Source organism: Cupriavidus sp. 05T313, from assembly GCF_056396665.1.
Genome location: NZ_JBFTLX010000145.1, coordinates 1 through 17,095, shown reverse-complemented (window position 1 = coordinate 17,095; position 17,095 = coordinate 1). Strand labels below are relative to the sequence as shown.

Annotated in this window: 18 protein-coding genes; 5 read left to right on the top strand and 13 right to left on the bottom strand. The window is 65.0% G+C overall.

The window, feature by feature from the left end:
* The 4 genes from AC1DKD_RS26595 to ndk all read right to left on the bottom strand — a co-directional run.
* On the bottom strand, window positions 1–355 hold a 355-nt coding region (locus tag AC1DKD_RS26595), incomplete at its 3' end, for a helix-turn-helix domain-containing protein (protein WP_477143891.1).
* A complete protein-coding gene (gene pilW / locus AC1DKD_RS26590) occupies window positions 348–1,127 on the bottom strand; it encodes a type IV pilus biogenesis/stability protein PilW (protein ID WP_035874855.1) in 780 nt (259 codons plus the stop codon). The genes pilW and AC1DKD_RS26595, both read right to left, overlap by 8 nt.
* Complete coding sequence (gene rlmN / locus AC1DKD_RS26585; protein WP_276290033.1) at window positions 1,124–2,272, bottom strand: dual-specificity RNA methyltransferase RlmN; 1,149 nt, start codon at window positions 2,270–2,272, stop codon at window positions 1,124–1,126. The genes pilW and rlmN overlap by 4 nt, the downstream gene beginning before the upstream one ends.
* Before the next feature lie 53 nt (window positions 2,273–2,325).
* On the bottom strand, window positions 2,326–2,751 hold the full coding sequence (gene ndk, locus AC1DKD_RS26580) for a nucleoside-diphosphate kinase (RefSeq protein WP_441632036.1): 426 nt from the start codon (window positions 2,749–2,751) through the stop codon (window positions 2,326–2,328).
* Between the two features lie 336 nt (window positions 2,752–3,087).
* Here ndk and AC1DKD_RS26575 point away from each other — a divergent pair, with 336 nt between their 5' ends.
* Entirely contained in the window at window positions 3,088–3,789 is a 702-nt protein-coding gene (locus tag AC1DKD_RS26575; RefSeq protein ID WP_477102927.1) for a Bax inhibitor-1/YccA family protein, read from the top strand.
* Window positions 3,790–3,890: 101 nt separating this feature from the next.
* Here AC1DKD_RS26575 and rlmD read toward each other — a convergent pair whose 3' ends face one another.
* Window positions 3,891–5,345 (bottom strand): 23S rRNA (uracil(1939)-C(5))-methyltransferase RlmD, encoded by a 1,455-nt coding sequence (rlmD, locus tag AC1DKD_RS26570; protein ID WP_441632068.1) that lies wholly within the window; start codon window positions 5,343–5,345, stop codon window positions 3,891–3,893.
* Between the two features lie 179 nt (window positions 5,346–5,524).
* Here rlmD and AC1DKD_RS26565 point away from each other — a divergent pair, with 179 nt between their 5' ends.
* Entirely contained in the window at window positions 5,525–6,394 is an 870-nt protein-coding gene (locus AC1DKD_RS26565; protein ID WP_477143890.1) for an endonuclease/exonuclease/phosphatase family protein, read from the top strand.
* An 18-nt stretch (window positions 6,395–6,412) separates the two neighbouring features.
* Here AC1DKD_RS26565 and AC1DKD_RS26560 read toward each other — a convergent pair whose 3' ends face one another.
* Genes AC1DKD_RS26560 through surE form a run of 5 tightly spaced genes read right to left on the bottom strand, consistent with a single transcriptional unit; the run spans window position 6,413 to window position 10,977 of the window.
* Window positions 6,413–7,261, bottom strand: a complete 849-nt coding sequence (locus AC1DKD_RS26560) for a 3'-5' exonuclease (protein ID WP_441632032.1) — start codon at window positions 7,259–7,261, stop codon at window positions 6,413–6,415.
* Window positions 7,258–8,430 (bottom strand): RNA polymerase sigma factor RpoS, encoded by a 1,173-nt coding sequence (gene rpoS, locus AC1DKD_RS26555; RefSeq protein ID WP_035874835.1) that lies wholly within the window; start codon window positions 8,428–8,430, stop codon window positions 7,258–7,260. Before rpoS ends, AC1DKD_RS26560 begins: the two co-directional genes overlap by 4 nt.
* Window positions 8,431–8,436: 6 nt before the next feature.
* The gene (locus AC1DKD_RS26550; protein ID WP_441632030.1) at window positions 8,437–9,291 is read right to left on the bottom strand and encodes a peptidoglycan DD-metalloendopeptidase family protein; all 855 of its coding nucleotides are present in this window, start codon (window positions 9,289–9,291) and stop codon (window positions 8,437–8,439) included.
* A gap of 8 nt (window positions 9,292–9,299) precedes the next feature.
* Window positions 9,300–10,196, bottom strand: a complete 897-nt coding sequence (locus AC1DKD_RS26545) for a protein-L-isoaspartate(D-aspartate) O-methyltransferase (protein ID WP_441632028.1) — start codon at window positions 10,194–10,196, stop codon at window positions 9,300–9,302.
* Window positions 10,197–10,224: 28 nt separating this feature from the next.
* Window positions 10,225–10,977, bottom strand: coding sequence for a 5'/3'-nucleotidase SurE (surE, locus tag AC1DKD_RS26540; RefSeq protein ID WP_477143889.1), 753 nt, complete (start codon window positions 10,975–10,977; stop codon window positions 10,225–10,227).
* 220 nt (window positions 10,978–11,197) lie between these two features.
* On the opposite strand from surE, the gene AC1DKD_RS26535 reads away from it, so the two are divergent.
* Window positions 11,198–12,172 carry an NADPH:quinone oxidoreductase family protein gene (locus AC1DKD_RS26535; RefSeq protein ID WP_441632066.1) on the top strand — a complete coding sequence of 325 codons (975 nt, stop codon included), beginning with the start codon at window positions 11,198–11,200 and terminating at the stop codon, window positions 12,170–12,172.
* A gap of 115 nt (window positions 12,173–12,287) precedes the next feature.
* Here the strand turns inward: AC1DKD_RS26535 and AC1DKD_RS26530 are convergent, their stop codons facing one another.
* The gene (locus AC1DKD_RS26530) at window positions 12,288–13,349 is read right to left on the bottom strand and encodes a porin (protein ID WP_477143888.1); all 1,062 of its coding nucleotides are present in this window, start codon (window positions 13,347–13,349) and stop codon (window positions 12,288–12,290) included.
* A gap of 269 nt (window positions 13,350–13,618) precedes the next feature.
* Here AC1DKD_RS26530 and AC1DKD_RS26525 point away from each other — a divergent pair, with 269 nt between their 5' ends.
* Window positions 13,619–14,317, top strand: a complete 699-nt coding sequence (locus AC1DKD_RS26525; RefSeq protein ID WP_441632024.1) for a response regulator — start codon at window positions 13,619–13,621, stop codon at window positions 14,315–14,317.
* Window positions 14,314–15,720, top strand: coding sequence for a sensor histidine kinase (locus AC1DKD_RS26520; protein ID WP_441632022.1), 1,407 nt, complete (start codon window positions 14,314–14,316; stop codon window positions 15,718–15,720). Before AC1DKD_RS26525 ends, AC1DKD_RS26520 begins: the two co-directional genes overlap by 4 nt.
* Window positions 15,721–15,749: 29 nt before the next feature.
* Here AC1DKD_RS26520 and AC1DKD_RS26515 read toward each other — a convergent pair whose 3' ends face one another.
* Together AC1DKD_RS26515 and AC1DKD_RS26510 are read right to left on the bottom strand one after the other, a co-directional pair.
* A complete protein-coding gene (locus AC1DKD_RS26515; protein ID WP_441632020.1) occupies window positions 15,750–16,454 on the bottom strand; it encodes a hypothetical protein in 705 nt (234 codons plus the stop codon).
* Between the two features lie 278 nt (window positions 16,455–16,732).
* On the bottom strand, window positions 16,733–17,095 hold a 363-nt coding region (locus tag AC1DKD_RS26510; RefSeq protein WP_477143887.1), incomplete at its 5' end, for an ABC transporter permease.

Below are 17,095 nucleotides of genomic sequence, written 5' to 3'. Positions count from 1 at the left end.
GGCCGCCTTCGCGGCGCATGCCGATTTCCACCACCGGCACGGCCTGCGCGTGAAAGCGCGCCAGCAGGGCATCGATGTCGACCTGGAGCATTCGCGCATAGGCACGCATCACGCCTTTGGCAAAGGTCACGTCGGGCAACGCCGCGACGTCGCCCTGCTCAATCGCCGCCAGCTTGTGYGCGGCGACTTTCAGCCTCGCACTGACATCTTCCAGCGAGAAACGCTGATCCTGGCGCGCTTGCGCCAGGCGATCACCGATCTCGCGCGCCACCGCCTCGCGCCCGGCGTCGGCGGCGGTGCCGCCCACGTGTCCCGTCGCTGCAGTCTGGCCCTCGGCGCGCTCGTGCTCACTCATCCCATGCTCCTTGTTCGTATGCGGTCAACTCACGCGAATCGGGGAAACGGCTGCGCAACTGTGCCACCAGGGCATTCTGCGCCGCGACGTCGCCCTGACGGCGGGCAATGCGCGCACCCAGCCAGAGGGATTGCGCGCTGACGAAATTGCTGCTGTTGACGCGCCCGACATACTGCTGGGCTCGCTGGTAGTCCCCGCGCTGGTAATACAGCAGCGCCAGGTTGCTGTTCGCCACCGGGTTGCCGCGATCGAATCGCAGCGCGCCAAACAGGCTCTTCTCGGCCGCCTCATCCTTGCCATTGCGCAACTGGCAGGTGCCGAGGCTGGTCAGGGCCTTGCCCGGCCCGCTCGCCGACGGAGCGGACACCGCGCGCTCCAGGTAGGGCACGCCCTCGGCATAGCGCCCGTTCATGCACAGGAACCAGCCATAGTTGTTCAGTACGTCGCCATCGTCGGCGCGCATCGACAGCGCGGTGCGAAAGCTCTCCTCGGCCAGCACGCGCTCGTTCATATTCATATAGACCAGCGCGCGGATATGGTACGCATCGACCAGGGTCGGATCGATCGCGATGGCCTGTTTCGCTTCGTCCAGTGCAACGCCGTACTGGCCGGCCTCCAGGTAGCTGGTTGCCAGCTGGAGGCGGATCGTGGCGCGGCGGCTAACATCGGTCTGGTCGGATGCCGTCTGCAGTTCCGGCTTGGCCGGCGGCGGCAGCTGGCAGGCAGACAGCAGCACCAGCCCCATCAGGACCGCGACTATCAGACGCGTCATGCAGGGCGCGCCTCTTGCGGCTGGCTGGGAGCAGCCACGATCGGCGTGATCTTGCCGAACTTGCCGCGCTGCGCCAGGCGGGTGCGGTCCTTGACCTCGCCAGCCAGCTGGCCGCAGGCGGCATCGATATCGTCGCCGCGCGTCTTGCGGATGGTGGTGACAATGCCGGCGTCCATCAAGACCTGGGCGAAGCGACGGATCTGCTCGTTGTTCGAGCGCTTGAGGCCCGACTCCGGGAAGGGGTTGAACGGGATCAGGTTGAATTTGCATGGCACGTCGGCCACCAGCTTCAACAGTTCCCGGGCATGCTCGACACCGTCGTTGACGCCATCCAGCATGCAATATTCGAAAGTGATGAAATCGCGCGGGGCGAATTCGAGATAGCGACGGCAAGCCGCCATCAATTCGGCCAGCGGATACTTCTTGTTGAGCGGCACCAGCATGTCGCGCAGCGGGTCGTTGGACGCGTGCAGCGAAACTGCCAGCGCCACGGGCAAATCCTTGGCCAGGCGGTCCATCATCGGCACCACGCCGGAAGTGGACAGCGTCACGCGCCGGCGCGACAGCCCATAGGCGTTGTCGTCCAGCATGAGGCGCATGGCCGGCACCACCTGATCGTAGTTGAGCAGCGGCTCGCCCATGCCCATCATCACCACATTGGAGATGACGCGGTCGTCCTTGGGGCCACGGCCCAGCTGGGCACGCATGGCGAACTCGGCCATCCATAGCTGGCCGATGATCTCGCCAGTGGACAGATTGCGCGAGAAGCCCTGCTTGCCGGTGGAACAAAAGCGGCAATTGACGGCGCACCCCGCCTGGGAAGACACGCACAGCGTGCCGCGCGTCTCCTCAGGGATGTACACCGTCTCCACCGCATCGCCAGCGCCAACGTCGAGCAGCCACTTGCGCGTGCCGTCGGCCGACAGGTTGTCGGTGATAACGGCGGGCGAGCGGATCTCGGCCCGCGTGGCGAGCTTTTCGCGCAGCGACTTGGCGAGATCCGACATGGCATCGAAACGGCTGGCGCCGAACTGGTGAATCCAGCGCTGCAACTGCCGCGCACGAAACGGCTTCTCGCCGAGCTCCCCGCAATAAGCGGTGAGCGCGTCCGCATCCAGATCGAGCAGGTTGACGAGAGTGTTCATGACGRCAGTATCGACTTCAATATCAGTCTAGTCTTGGGCAATATGCCAGACAATCAGCGGCTGTAAACGTTCATGCCGGGGAAGAAGAAAGCAATCTCGACGGCAGCGGTTTCCGCTGCGTCCGAGCCGTGCACGGCGTTGGCGTCGATGCTGTCGGCGAAATCGGCGCGGATGGTACCGGCTTCAGCCTTCTTCGGGTCGGTCGCGCCCATCAGGTCGCGGTTCTTCAGGATGGCGCTTTCGCCTTCCAGGGCCTGGATCATCACCGGGCCGGAAACCATGAAGTCCACCAGGTCCTTGAAGAACGGGCGGGCTGCGTGCACTGCGTAGAACTGCTCGGCTTCGCCGCGCGACAGGTGAACCATCTTGGCAGCCACGACCTTCAGGCCGGCGGCCTCGAAACGCGCGTAAATCTGGCCAATGACATTCTTTGCCACGGCATCCGGCTTGATAATCGACAGGGTGCGTTCGATCGCCATAAAAACTCCGAAAAATGAAGGGGTTACAACTGGAATAAACGTGCAATTCTAGCACGAGACAGTTATGGTTTCGAGAATGCCCATAGTCGCCCGTCACCGAATGCCGGGACTGATGGAGCTTGCGCCGCAAAGCAGTGCAAAGATCACATTAAATTGAGCGCATGTACAGGGAACGCACAAGGCGCATGGCGATCAAACGATCACTGGCAACGCGGATTCTGCATAAAAGTGGCGAATGGGTTCCCCGCCCCTTGCAATTCCCCCTCCGCGATGCCACATTTGCGTTGTGCCCGCTGGGTTACCCCGGCGCCTCACCGTTTTGAGACAGGAGTCACCATGGATAACAAGCTGAACACATACAGTTTCGGCAGCGGCACCGCAACGAGCGACGTTGCGGTGCGCAATCGGGTCATGCGCAACACTTACTGGTTGCTCGCCATTTCGATGATCCCCACCGTACTCGGTGCCTGGATCGGCGTCACAACCGGCTTCAGCCTGATGAAAGGCAGCCCCGGCCTGTCGCTGATCCTGTTCCTGGGTATCGCGTTCGGCTTCTTCTACGCCATCGAGAAGACCAAGAACAGCAGCATGGGCGTGGTCCTGCTGCTGGCCTTTACCTTCTTCATGGGCCTGATGCTGTCGCGCCTGATTGGGTCGGTGCTGCAGTTCTCGAACGGTCCGGCATTGATCATGTATGCCTTCGGTGGCACAGCGGCGGTATTCGGCGCCATGGCCACCATCGCCACCGTCAGCAAGCGCGATTTCTCCGGGCTGAGCAAATTCCTGTTCGTCGGGGTGATCCTGCTGATCCTGGCCAGCGTCGCCAATATCTGGCTGCAGTTGCCGTCCCTGATGATCACGGTTTCGGTGATCGCCATCGGCATCTTCTCGGCCTATATCCTCTTCGACGTGCAGCGCGTGCTGAACGGCGGCGAGACCAACTACATCACGGCAACGCTGGCAATTTATCTGGACGTGTACAACGTCTTCGCCAACTTGCTGGCACTCCTCGGCATTTTCGGCGGCAACCGCGACTGAGGCGGGCGGCCTCGCGCGCCGCCCTGCTCCGGAACAAGAAAGGCCAGCGCCTGGGCGCTGGCCTTTTTCTTTTTGCCTCGTCCGCCCGCCGGCGCCGGTCATCAGCCCCGATCGAACACCGCGATCGACTCGACGTGCGATGTGTGCGGGAACATATTGACCACCCCCGCGCCCGACAGGCGGTAGCCGGCCTCGTGCACCAGCAAGCCGGCGTCCCGCGCCAGCGTGGCCGGGTTGCAGGACACATAGACAATGCGCTTGGGCAGCACATCGCTGCCAGCCTGGGCCAGTTCGCCCAGCGCCCTGCTTACCGCCAGCGCGCCTTCGCGCGGCGGATCGATCAGCCAGCGGTCGAAGCGGCCGAGCGCGGCGATGTCCTCGGCGCCCACCTCGAACAGGTTGCGGCAGGCGAACTCGGTCTTGTGGTCCAGCCCGTTGACAGCCGCATTGGCAAGCGCCCGCCTGGTCAGGACCTCGCTGCCCTCGATGCCCATCACCGAACGGCCGCGCGTCGCCAGCGGCAGCGTGAAGTTACCGATGCCGCAGAACAGGTCGAGCAGCCGGTCATCCGGCTGGGCGTCCAGCAAGCGCAACGCCCGGCCGATCAGCGCGCGATTGATCTGATGGTTGACCTGGGTAAAATCGGTCGGCTTGAACGGCATCCGGATATTGAATTCCGGCAGCGTATAGGCCAGTTCGCGGTCAAGCGGGTAGAACGGCACCACCGTGTCCGGCCCCTTGGGCTGCAGCCAGAACTGCACGCCGTGCCGGTCCGCGAAGCCGCGCAGCAACACCTCGTCAGCCTCGGTAAGCGGCTCCAGGATACGCAGCACCAGCACGGTCACGTCCTGGCCCACAGCCAGTTCGACCTGCGGCATGCGGTCACGGATCGACAGCCCCGTGATCAGTTCACGCAGGGGCACCAGCAGGGCCGAAACGTGCGGCGGCAGCACTTCGCAGCGCGTCATGTCTGCCACATAGCTGCTCTTCCTTTCATGGAAGCCGACCAGTGCCGTGCCTTTTTTGGCCACATACCGCACGGTCAGGCGGGCCCGGTAGCGGTAGCCCCAGTCGGGCCCCGCGATCGGGCGGAACACCACGTCCGGGCGCAGTTTCGACAGATGCCAGAGATCATCCTCCAGGACGCGTTGCTTGATGGCCACCTGCGCGCGTGCATCCAGGTGCTGCATTGAACAACCACCACAGATACCAAAGTACTGGCAGCCCGGATTCACGCGCATCGACGAAGACTTCTTGATCTCGACCAGATTCGCCTGTTCGTAACTTGCCTTGCGCTTGAAGCTGCGGTAGCTGACGGTTTCGCCCGGCAGCGCGCCTTCGACGAAAATCACCTTGCCGGGAGTGCCGTCTTCATTGACCAGCCGGCCAACGCCACGCGCCTCCATATCGAGGCTGTGGATCTGTACGACGGGCTGCGCCGCGGGCGCGGGCTGAGCGGAAACGGGAGCCGCCGGGGAGGCGGAAGCGCCACCTTCGGGCGCCGATTGGGCTTGCGGACGAGTCACGGCTTGGGACACCTGGGGGACCTGACGTATTGTTTTGTAAAAGCGCGATTGTAGTCCAGACGCTGCCTCGAGCGGCCGCGCGGCGGCTTCGACGTAACAACAATGGGACAAGCGCGCAAGATAGGCGCAACATGGATGCAGCATGCGCGTGGCACCGCCGGCACCGAACACCGGCACCGCGCGCAACGGAATTCGAGCAGGGAGGCGACATGGAACTGATTTCCTGGAATATCCAGTGGGGTCGTGGCGCCGACGGGCGCGTGGACCTGGGCCGCACGGTCAGGACTCTGCGCGCGATCGCGGATGCCGATGTGCTCTGCCTGCAGGAAGTGACACGGGGCTATGGCGACCTCGGCGGCGGACCTGGCCCAGACCAGGTGGCTGAACTGGCGGCACTGCTCCCCGGCTACCGGATTCTGTACGCGCCGGGGGTGGACCGCTTCTCCGCGGATGGTTCGCCGCGCCAGTTCGGCAACCTCATCGCCACCCGCCTGCCCCTGTGYGAAGTGTTCCACCACGCCCTGCCCTGGCCTGCCGATCCAACCGTGCCCTCGATGCCACGCGTCGCGCTGGAAGCTACGGTGCTGGCGGGTGATCGACGCTTGCGCGTGATCTGCACCCATCTCGAGTACTACTCGACGCACCAGCGCGCTGCCCAGACCGACGCGCTGCGCGCATGGCACYGCGAAGCGTGCGAGCACGCCAGCCAGCCCGGCCTGGCGGAAACCGGCCCCGGCCCGTTCACACCCGAGCCGCGCCCCGCCTCCGCCGTATTGTGCGGCGACTTCAACAGCGTCCCGGACGACATTGCCTATCTGCGCATGCTGGCACCGTACGATGGCTCTCACGAGACCGGCATCATCGGTTGGCATGACGCCTGGATGCACGCCAATCCAGGCAAGCCCCACGCGCCCACCTGCGCGTTGCACGACAAGGATCAGTGGCCGGAAGCACCATTTGCGTGCGACTTCGTCTTCCTCACGGAAGACCTGCTGTCGCGCGTGCTGTGCTGCGAGGTGGACAGCGAAACGCAGGCCTCGGACCACCAGCCGATCTATCTGTCCCTGGCGGACGAATAAAAGGGAGGCGGGGCGCTGTCAGATCTCCGGTTCTTCGTCGTCATCGCCGCCAGCGTGCACCGGCTTGACGCGGAAGGACTGGAGGTATTCGATCCACTGCGAACCGGGCAACTCGGCAAGCGATTCCTGCACGAATTCGATCTCGGTATCGAACTGCCGGGGCGTCAGGCCGCCGCGCATCAACTGGAAGCGGCAGTACATCAGATAGGTATTGACGACATCAGTCTCGCAGTAGTCGCGGATCGCGCCCAACTGGCCATCCTGATAGGCCTGCCAGACCTTGCTGCCATCCATGCCCATCTTTCCGGGAAAGCCGCACAACTTGGCCAGGTCGTCCAGCGGTGCGCTGGCGCGCGGCTGGTACATCGCCAGCAGATCCATCAGGTCGAGGTGCCGCATGTGGTAGCGGCTGATGTAGTTATTCCACTTGAAATCGCGGCTGTCAGACTCGCTGCCCTCGCCCATTTCCCAGTAGCGCGGCGCCACGATGCCGTGGACCAGCCCGCGGTAGTGGAGCACGGGCAGGTCGAAGCCGCCRCCGTTCCACGACACGATCTGTGGCGAATAGCGCGCCACCAGGTCATAGAACTTCTGGATCAGCACCGCCTCGCCGTCGTCCATCGTGCCCAGCGAGCCCACATGGAAGACCGGGCTGCCGTCCCGCTGGTTCCGGCGCAACACGCAGGAAATGGCAGCGATGCGCTGCAGGTAGTGCGGCAGGAAATCGCTGCCGTTTTTCTCGCGGCGGGCCGCGAAGGCATGTTCGGCGACTTCGGCGTCGCTCATGGAATCGGGATGGTCGTGCAGACGACGCAATCCATCGACATCGGGAATCGTCTCGATGTCGAAAACCAGCACAGATGTCATAGAACAGCGTCCTTGCGCACGCCTTGCGATGCAAAATGGCGTTTGAGCTTGACCAGCGCCTCTTGCTGGATCTGGCGCACGCGCTCGCGTGTCAGTCCCATTTCCTCGGCAAGTTCTTCCAGCGTGGCCGGCTCGATATGATTAAGGCCGAAGCGGCGCTCCACCACGTAGCGGTGTTTTTCCGACAAGCGCGCCAGCCACTGTTTCATCAGGTTTTCCAGTTCCCGGTGCGCGACCTCCTGGTCGGGCGCGGCGTTGTGCTCGTCCGAGAGGAAATCGAGCAAGCTGGAGCCCGGATCGAGATCGAAAGGCGTGTCGAGCGAGGTGGTGTGCTCGTTGAGCGCGAGCACGTCCTGCACTTCGTCGGGCGTCTTGCCAAGCAGATGGGCGATATCTTCCAGGCTGGCGTCGCGGCCGTCGGTGCCGCCTTTTTCCAGATGACGCTTGGCACGCAGCACCTGGTTGAGCTCGCGGATGACATGGACCGGCAGGCGTACGGTACGCGCCTGGTTCATGATGGCGCGCTCGATGCTCTGGCGGATCCACCAGGTGGCGTAGGTCGAAAAACGGAATCCACGCGAGGGATCGAATTTCTCGATCGCGTGCATCAGGCCGAGATTGCCTTCCTCGATCAGGTCCAGCAGCGGCACGCCGCGATTGAGATAGCCCTTGGCAATGCTGACCACCAGCCGCAGGTTGCGCTCGATCATGACCTGGCGAGCCGAAAAGTCGCCACCCTTGGCCAGCGTGGAAAAATGCAGTTCCTCGGGGGCCGACAGCAGCGGCTTGATGCTGATACGGTTCAGGTAATGCTGGACGGTATCGGCTGCCAGTTCGGTATGCAGCACGGTTCGGAAATCATCATGGTCGGGCGCGGCGGCCTCTGTACCATTCTCGGTTTCCTCTTCGTCCTCGGACTCTTCCTCGTCCTCGTCGCGGGCCTGCCGTTCGACTTCCTCGACCATCAGGTCGGCCTCGCGCAATCCTACCGCCGTACCCGTGGTGATGGGCTCATCGGTCAGTGGAACCATGTCGGCGGCCGGGTCCTGTTCATAGGCTTCGGAATCGGCGTCGGCTCGCGCCACGCCAGCGGACTGCTGCAACTCCGGCTGCTTGGAACGCCGGGTCCGGCTGGTGCTTCCGGTAGAGACAGTTTTCTGGCGTGGCATGAACCCTCACTGTGGCGGCAGATACCGCATCGGATCGACTGGTTTCCCGTTCTTGCGTACCTCGAAATGCAGTTTCACACGATCGGTGTCACTGTTGCCCATCTCTGCAATCTTTTGTCCCTTGCGGACCGTTGCCTGCTCCGTCACCAGCACCTTGTCGTTGTGGCCGTAAGCAGTGAGATATGTATCGTTGTGTTTGATGATGACAAGATTCCCGTAGCCGCGCAAGGGGCCAACGTGAATCACACGGCCATCGTCGGCAGCCTGCACCGCATCGCCCTTCTTGCCGGCAATATCGATGCCCTTGTTGCCTTTTTCGTCGAATCGTCCGATCAACTGGCCGGTGACCGGCCATGCCAGCTTGATTGTGCCATCAGCGGCGGCGGCGGACGCGGGCGCCGAGGGCGCGGAAGCCCCGCCAGCGGCGGCAGTCGACGGAATCGGGGTGGGAACCGGACGAGCCTGGTCGATCGGCTGCGCCTGCACGCTGCCGGGCGCCACCGGCACGGTGGCCACGCCAGAGCCCGCATTCACATCGGCACCCGGCGGCACCACCCGCAACAATTGACCCACCTCAATCTGATTCGCATTCGCGAGCGAATTCCAGGCCGCGACATCGCGGTAGGACTGGCCGTTCTCGAGCGCGATTCGATAAAGCGTATCGCCTCGCTTGACGCGATAGTATCCAGGCGGCGCAGGCTCCAGCGGGACGACGCCAGCGACACCGGCGCCGGAGGTGCGGTCCACCACCGGCGCGGGCATGGGCGAGGAAGCGCAGGCCGCCAGCAGGGCCAGCAACAGGGAGGCGGTGGCGAGCTGCCCGGCGCGGGCGATACGTTCCGTGTTCACGATATTGTGCATAGTTCGACTCAGATAGTGCCCGATTTTAATGGCACAAAGAAAACGGCTTCAAGCGCGGTCCGGTGAAAACGATGCCGGTTACGCCGCTCGATCAACAATAACTGCTGTGTGACGGTCTGGCCCGGCCCGCCGGCGGGGGGCGCCACCGCCACAGGCGCGATCAGCCGCCCGCCGACTGCCAGCTGCTCCAGCAACGCCTGCGGCACCTCCATGCCGGCCGCCGCCAGGATAATCGACGAAAACGGCGCCGCCTGCGGCAAGCCCAGCATGCCGTCGCCATAGTGCAGGCGCAGGTTTGGCACCCGCAACGGCCGCAAGTTCGCTTTGGCTTGTTCGTGGAGCGGACGAATCCGCTCGATGGAAAACACTTCGCGCGCCACCAGGCTCAGTACCGCCGCCTGGTAGCCGCAGCCGGTGCCGATCTCCAGCACGCGCTCCAGCGGCTCGTCGGCGGCGAGGCCATCGCGCAACAGTTCGATCATGCGTGCCACCACCGACGGCTTGGAGATGGTCTGCTGGTGGCCGATCGGCAACGCCGCGTCTTCATACGCTTGCGAAGCCAGCCCAGGCTCGACGAACAGGTGGCGAGGGATAGTGGCAATTGCGTCGAGTACACGCTCGTCGCGGATGCCCGCTGCGCGCAACCGCGCCGCCAACGCGCCGCGCGCCCGCTCGGACGCCATCCCGCCCCCGCCCGCCGTGGACGCACTGGCGCGAGCCTGCACGGCGCTGGCGGCCGGCGTCGGCGCGGCAGGCGCCTTGGCCGCGAGCGACTTGGCGGCCATCGCCGCGCCGCGAGTCCCGCCAACGGCAGGCATGCCGGCGGTACGCGCCGGTGCGGGCTTGCGCTCGACCACGGCGTCCAGCGACAGGGGAAACTTTGGGCGACGCGGGACGGTACTCATGACGGCCAGATACTGCGCGCGCAAGGGCTTATGCGAGCCACTGGTTGATCTGCTCGAGCTGCCCGCGGTGTGTCAGGTCCAGCTGCAAAGGGGTCAACGACACGAAACCTTCGCCCGTGGCGTGGAAATCCGTGCCCTCGCTCGCATCGCGTGCGTCGCCGGCAGGTCCGATCCAGTAGTTGGTGTCGCCACGCGGGTTTACCTGCGTGATGACAGGCTGCGAGGGATGACGCTTGCCTAGCCGGGTGGCGCGATACCCTTTGAGATGCTCGAACGGCAGGCTGGGAATATTGACGTTGAGCAGGAAGGGTTCTTCCGCCGGCTTGGCAATATAGCGCTCGACAATGTCGCGCGCCACGCGGGCGGCCGCGTCGAGGTGCGTCCAGCCCTTGTCCACCTGGGAAAAGGCGATCGAGGGAATGCCCAGCAAGAAACCCTCGATGGCCGCGGCGACGGTGCCGGAGTACAGCACGTCCTCACCCAYGTTCTGGCCCTGGTTGATGCCTGACACCACCAGATCCGGTTTCTCGTCCAGCAGGCCGGTCAGCGCGATATGCACACAATCGGTCGGGGTGCCGTTGACGAAACGGAAACCTTTCTGCACGCCCTCGCGCGCCTCGAAGATCGACAGGGGCCGTTGCAAGGTCAGCGAATTCGACGCACCGCTGTGGTTTTGCTCGGGCGCGATCACCGTGATGCGAGCCAGCGGCGCCAGCGCGGCATGTAGCGCGGCAAGCCCCGGCGCCAGGTAACCGTCATCGTTTGCGAGGAGGATATGCATGGGCGCGATTGTACCTGACAAGGCTGCTGCGAGCGCCCTGTCCGTACCGCAAATCGTGCTGCCGACCGACCGCCGAAGATGGCCACTGGTGCGCAACAGAACGATCGTGCTATTTTTGCGCTACACTTGCCCGGGCCTGTCTGGCGCAACGCGCATGGACCTCGCGTTCACCCATTTGCGCCATACTCTGCCGGGCATCGAACATATCACCGGAGACATGATGAAAGCCGTACTTTGCAAAGCCTGGGGCCCGCCTGATTCGCTGGTTCTTGAAACCCTGCCCGACCTGGCGCCCGGCGCGGGCGAAGTGGTCATCGACGTGAAGGCGGCCGGCGTGAATTTCCCCGACGTCCTCATCATCCAGAACAAATACCAGGCCAAGCCGCAACTGCCCTTCTCGCCCGGCTCGGAGCTGGCCGGCGTGGTCAACGCGGTGGGAGAAGGCGTGACGCACGTCAAACCCGGCGACAATGTCATCGCCTATCTCGGCAACGGCGCTTTTGCCTCGCAAGCCAAGGCGCCCGCCAGCGCGGTGGTGCCGATGCCGCCGGGCATCGACTTCGAAACCGCCGCGGCATTCACCCTCACTTACGGCACCTCGCACCACGCGGTGATCGACCGCGGCGAGTTGAAGGCCGGCCAGACCATGCTGGTACTCGGTGCCGCCGGCGGCGTGGGCCTGGCCGCGATCGAGATCGGCAAGGCCATCGGCGCGCGCGTGATCGCGGCAGCTTCCACCGACGAGAAGCTCGCGGTATGCAAGGACCATGGCGCCGATGCGCTGATCAACTACAGCACCGAAGACCTGCGCGAGCGCGTCAAGGCGCTGACCGAAGGACGCGGACCCGACGTGATTTACGATCCGGTCGGCGGCATCTACGCCGAGCCGGCGTTCCGCTCGATCGGCTGGCGCGGCCGCTACCTGGTGGTGGGTTTCGCCAATGGCGAAATCCCCAAGCTCCCGCTGAACCTCGCGCTGCTCAAGGGCGCCTCGCTGGTGGGCGTGTTCTGGGGCGATTTCGCACGGCGCGAACCCAAGGCGAACCAGGCCAATATGGCGCAGATGCTGGGATGGATGAAGGAAGGCAAGATCCGCCCGCATATCTCCGCGCGCTATCCGCTGGAGCAGGCGCCGCAGGCCCTGAAGGACATGGAAGCACGCAAGGTCACCGGCAAGATCGTCATCGTGCCCTGACCGCGCGCGCCTTCGGCGCGGTGCAAAAGAAAAAACGCCTGGCGCCTTGGTGCCAGGCGTTTTTTTGCGCCGTCGATCTTCACGTCACCATGGCGGCGGCGCCCCGCCCCGCCGTTCAGAAGCGATGCTGCAGACCGGCGGTCACGCCCACCTGGTTGTTCGCATAGCCAATGAAATCACGCGACAGGCTCACGTTCTGGCCGTTGCGGGCCTTGGCGTAGCCGCCCGACAGGTAAGCCGTGGTGCGCTTGGACAGCGCGTACTGGGCCCGCACCGAGAACAGAATCGGATCGGCGTCGCTGCCACCCTTGATATTCTGCTTGTAGACGGCACCATACAGCGTGAAGGCCGGTGTGAAATCGTACGAAGCACCCCCCCAGTACATGTCGCTGCGCTGGGATGCTGCGGCGGTGGTAAAGGCGCGCTTGTAGTTGCGGTAGCCGGCATAGAGTCTCAGGTCGCCGAAGGCGTAGCTGGCGCCGGCGTGAATGCCCTGGATGTAATCCGTCGCGTCGGCCGGCGTGGTGCTGGTGCCGGCGCCGTTCTGGCGATCCCAGGTGGCGGCCGCGGCGAAGCCGCCCGCGCTGTAGCCCACGCCGAGGTCGTATTTGGACAAGCTTTTGAAACTGCCGGCCACTTCGCCCAGCGCTACCGTGGCGCCCAGCTTCACGCCGCCGAAATTGCCGTCATAGCGGATCGCGTTGGACGCGCGCGAGAACAWGCCGTCCTTGCGATCGCCGGTCGCCGTGGACGAAGTCGCCCASGAGTAGTTCGGCGCGTACCCCATCGGGTCGAACGGCAGCATGAAATCGTAGGTGGTGGTAAAGGTGCGGCCCAGCACAACCTGCCCGTACTTGTTGCTGGACAAGCCGACGATGGCGCGGCGGTCGAACAGCGTGCCCTCGGAGTCCAGCCTTCCGGTATCGATGGCGATGCCGCTTTCCAGCTGGAACAACGCCTTCAGGCCGCCGCCCAGGTCCTCGACGCCGCGCATGCCCCAGCGCGACGTGTTCTTGCCGCCCGAGACCAGCTTCGTTACCGAGCCGTCCGGGCCGGCGTGGCTGGCGTATTCGATGCCGGCATCCATGATGCCGTACAGGGTCACGCTGGATTGCGCCGCGGCGGTACCGGCCAGGCTCATGCCCAGTGCTGCCAGCGCGATCGATTTCAACTTCATGACGTCTCCTCTTGTCGTAGTCGTGGTGCGTTGTTGTTTGGTGCCGGGGCAGCCCCCCGGGATGGCACGCATGGTATGGCAGGCGCACTTTCAGTTCGCTTTCGAAATTCGACGGATTTCATCGGCCCACGGGCGTTGGGGGTTGGGAGTTTCCCTAGCTTCAAAGTCGGGCCGGATGCCTGTATTCCTCTGCGGCTGCCGATTTCGCCATTGCGGTGGCGCGCGCTGACTTTTCCGCTTTTCAAGGGGGCCCTGCCCTCGCCTAAACCATGCGAATCCTGCTTGTTGAAGACAATGTGATGCTGGCCAATGCGCTGGTCGAAGCGCTGACCCAGGCCGGCTTCGCCGTCGACTGCATGCACGACGGGCGGGCCGCCGATCACCTGCTGGCGACGCAGGACTACGCGCTGCTCATCCTCGACCTTGACCTGCCCAAGCTCGATGGGCTCGAGGTGCTGCGGCGCCTGCGACAACGGCGCAATGCCTTGCCCGTACTGATCCTGACCGCGCACGGATCCGTCGAGGACCGGGTAAAGGGGCTCAATCTCGGCGCCGACGACTACCTGTCCAAGCCGTTCGACCTGTCCGAGCTGGAAGCCCGCGCCCGCGCGCTGATACGCCGCAGCCACGGGCACGAGAGCACGCAATTGCAATGCGGCACGCTGTGCTATGACGGGATCAGCCGCGCGTTTACGCTGAACGGCGAAACGCTGGCACTGACCGGGCGGGAGCGCGCGGTGCTCGAAGTGTTGATGCTGCGCGACGGACGCGCCGTCAACAAGGAGGCCATGTCGGAGAAAATCTTCGGCATCGACGAGTCGGTCAACCCCGATGCCATCGAGATCTACGTGCACCGCCTGCGCAAGAAGCTGGATGGCAGCGGCGTGGCCATCGTCACCCTGCGCGGGCTGGGCTACCTGCTCGATGCGGGCGCCCAGGCTGGCGCGGCCCTGCCCGCCGCGCGATGAAAGTACCGAGCCTGCGCCTGCAGCTGTCGCTCTGGCTGCTGCTGCCGTTGCTGATGTTGCTGGCGCTCGACGCATGGATGACTTACCACCGCGCCATGGATGCCGCCCACGTGGCATTCGACCGCACGCTGGAAGCCTCGCTCAAGTCGATGCGCGAAGGCATCCGCCTGCATGAAGGCCGCTTCGCCATCGACGTGCCCTACCTGGCGCTGGAGATTTTCGAGTCCGAGGCCGGCAGCCGCATCTATTACGTGATTCGCGATGAAAAAGGGGCCACGCTGACCGGCTACGACGACCTCCGGATGCCTGCCGCGCCCAAGCCCCAGCTCTACAAGACCGTTTTCTACGATGCCCGCTTCCGGGGAGAGCCGGTGCGCATGGCGGCCCAGCCACTGCCGGTGCGCGACACGCCGTCGGGACAGACGCGGCTGGTCTGGGTACTGATCGGCGAGACCATCGAGCCGCGCCAGATGCTGGCGCGCGAGATCCTGACCGGTTCGCTGCAGCAGGAACTGGTGCTGGTGACGCTGGCACTGGGTATCGTCTGGCTTGGCGTGCGGCGCGGCCTGCGGCCGCTGCACCGGCTCAGCGGCACGGTGGCCGCGCGCGGCGCCGATGACCTGGCGCCGCTGGAACATCGGCACCTGCCCGCCGAGATGCAACCGCTGGTCGAGGCCATCAACCAATATGTCGCGCGCCTGCACCGCATGCTGCTCGCGCGCAAGCGCTTCTTTGCCGACGCGGCCCACCAGTTGAAGACCCCGCTGGCGATCATGCAGGCACAGTCCGAGCTCGCGCTGCGCGAGCACGATGGCGAACGCATTCGCCGCCACCTGCGTCCGCTGCACGATACCGTGCGCCAGGCGGCCAGAGGCGTACAACAATTGCTGTCGCTATCGCGCCTGGAACCGGACAGCGGCTATGCGCCGGCACTGCAGCCCCTGCGCCTCGACCTGCTCGCCAGGGACGCTGCGCTCGAATGGACAGCGGTGGCGCGCGCCGGCCGGGTCGACCTGGGCTTCGAGGCCCAGGCGCCGGTACACGCGATGGGACAGGCAGAACTGCTGCAGGAGCTGGTCGGCAACCTGATAGACAACGCGATCCGCTATGCCGGCCATGGCGCGCAGGTGACGGTCCACGTGGCCGCGCGGGGAAAACAGCCGTTGCTGCAGGTGATCGACAACGGTCCCGGCGTTGCAGACGAGGAGCGCGACAAGGTATTCCGGCGTTTCTATCGTGGCGAATCCACCCAGGCGCAGCAAGGCAGCGGCCTTGGCCTGCCGATCGTGCGCGAGATTGCACGCACCCATGGCGCCACGGTAACGCTCGAGCAAACGCCGGGTGGCGGCCTGACGGTCAGCGTACGCTTTGCGCCGGTGGCGGCTGCGAGTGCCGCCACCTGACCCGCATCGCGTTGCCTTCGACGGTGCCGCTAAGGCGGGCAATTGGTCGGCACGGCAAGCTCCTGGCGAAAAGGATCGACCTTCAGGCTGGGGTCCTTCGCGCGCAGGCAGTAGGTTCCCGCTGCGCCCCGCACTCGCGCGGTGCGATTCACACCCGCCTGCCCTTCGCCGAGATCCGCGCCCGGTGCCGCGGCAGCAATGCCCGCGGCAAGCCGGCGCGCGGGCGACGCCACCGCATCCGAGGCTGCGCGCTCGAAGCTCGCCCCGCCCCGCTGCCTGCTGCGGGCGATATTGTCCAGTGCGGCGCCGGGGACTGGCGGCGCGTCGCCGGAGGCAGGCGGTTCCAGCCGCAACATGGGTACCGTGGCGGCACCGGAGGGTGCCGCACGCGTAGGGTGCGCAGAGACCGTTGCCGCGGCAGGCGGCTGCACGGGCTGCTCAGCCCGTGCGGCGGGGCGCGCTCCGACTGCAGGCTGGCCACGCGTGGTCGCGGCAAGTGGCGCGTGTGCTGGCATGACAGGGATTGGCGGCGCCGCGGAAGGCATGACGGTGACCCATTGCAAGGCCTTCGCGCCGGCTTCGTCCCGCCGCTGCGGTTCGGAAAGCAACTGCCGGGCAGGCCAGGGCACCGGCGCCAACACCAGGACATGCGCCGCCAGCACCAGTGCGGCCACGATCAGGCGCTGGCTGCGGGCGCCGCGGCCGGCAGTCGGTATCGGGTACGTCAATGGCATCGGTGGCTTGCCTGCGCGTCCCGGCGCCTCGGCGCTGGAACGCGCAGCATGTCTCGGGCAATGGAAATCAGGTCCCGATTCTAGGTGAAAATAATTGTCTTAAACACAAAACATTACGCCCGACAATTGCGCCCTACCCCCGTCGACAGTGCCAGATGAAGCGGCACCAGGGCAGGCTACGCAATTACCTCGCAAAATAAAAACGGCCGGAGGAAAGTCATCCTCCGGCCGCTCCTATTGCCACGCGCGATCGCCGCCGCGCCATGCCGATGCCAGTCTTACAAGCGCTCGGTCTCCCCGCTACGCGGTTGCCACTTCATCAATCGCTTCTCCACGATGCCCACCAGCGTGTCGAGCACCAGCGCCGCCGCGGTCAGCACCACGATGCCGGCGAACACGGTGTTGATGTCGAAAGTGCCTTCGGCCTGCAGGATCAGGTAACCCACGCCCCGCGCCGAGCCCAGGTATTCGCCCACCACCGCGCCCACGAAAGCCAGGCCAACCGAGGTATGCAGCGAGGAGAAGACCCAGCTGGTCGCGCTCGGCAGGTAGACATGGCGCAGCAGCTGTTTCTGGTTTGCGCCCAGCATGCGCACATTGGCCAGCACCACCGGGCTGACTTCCTTGACGCCCTGGTAGAC

Coding starts and splice junctions, on each gene's coding strand:
- AC1DKD_RS26520 (WP_441632022.1), top strand. CDS start 14,314: ATGAAAGTACCGAGCCTGCGCCTGCAGCTGTCGCTCTGGCTGCTGCTG.
- AC1DKD_RS26515 (WP_441632020.1), bottom strand. CDS start 16,454: ATGCCATTGACGTACCCGATACCGACTGCCGGCCGCGGCGCCCGCAGC.
- pilW (WP_035874855.1), bottom strand. CDS start 1,127: ATGACGCGTCTGATAGTCGCGGTCCTGATGGGGCTGGTGCTGCTGTCT.
- ndk (WP_441632036.1), bottom strand. CDS start 2,751: ATGGCGATCGAACGCACCCTGTCGATTATCAAGCCGGATGCCGTGGCA.
- rpoS (WP_035874835.1), bottom strand. CDS start 8,430: ATGCCACGCCAGAAAACTGTCTCTACCGGAAGCACCAGCCGGACCCGG.
- AC1DKD_RS26535 (WP_441632066.1), top strand. CDS start 11,198: ATGAAAGCCGTACTTTGCAAAGCCTGGGGCCCGCCTGATTCGCTGGTT.
- AC1DKD_RS26550 (WP_441632030.1), bottom strand. CDS start 9,291: ATGCACAATATCGTGAACACGGAACGTATCGCCCGCGCCGGGCAGCTC.
- rlmN (WP_276290033.1), bottom strand. CDS start 2,272: ATGAACACTCTCGTCAACCTGCTCGATCTGGATGCGGACGCGCTCACC.
- AC1DKD_RS26525 (WP_441632024.1), top strand. CDS start 13,619: ATGCGAATCCTGCTTGTTGAAGACAATGTGATGCTGGCCAATGCGCTG.
- AC1DKD_RS26545 (WP_441632028.1), bottom strand. CDS start 10,196: ATGAGTACCGTCCCGCGTCGCCCAAAGTTTCCCCTGTCGCTGGACGCC.
- AC1DKD_RS26575 (WP_477102927.1), top strand. CDS start 3,088: ATGGATAACAAGCTGAACACATACAGTTTCGGCAGCGGCACCGCAACG.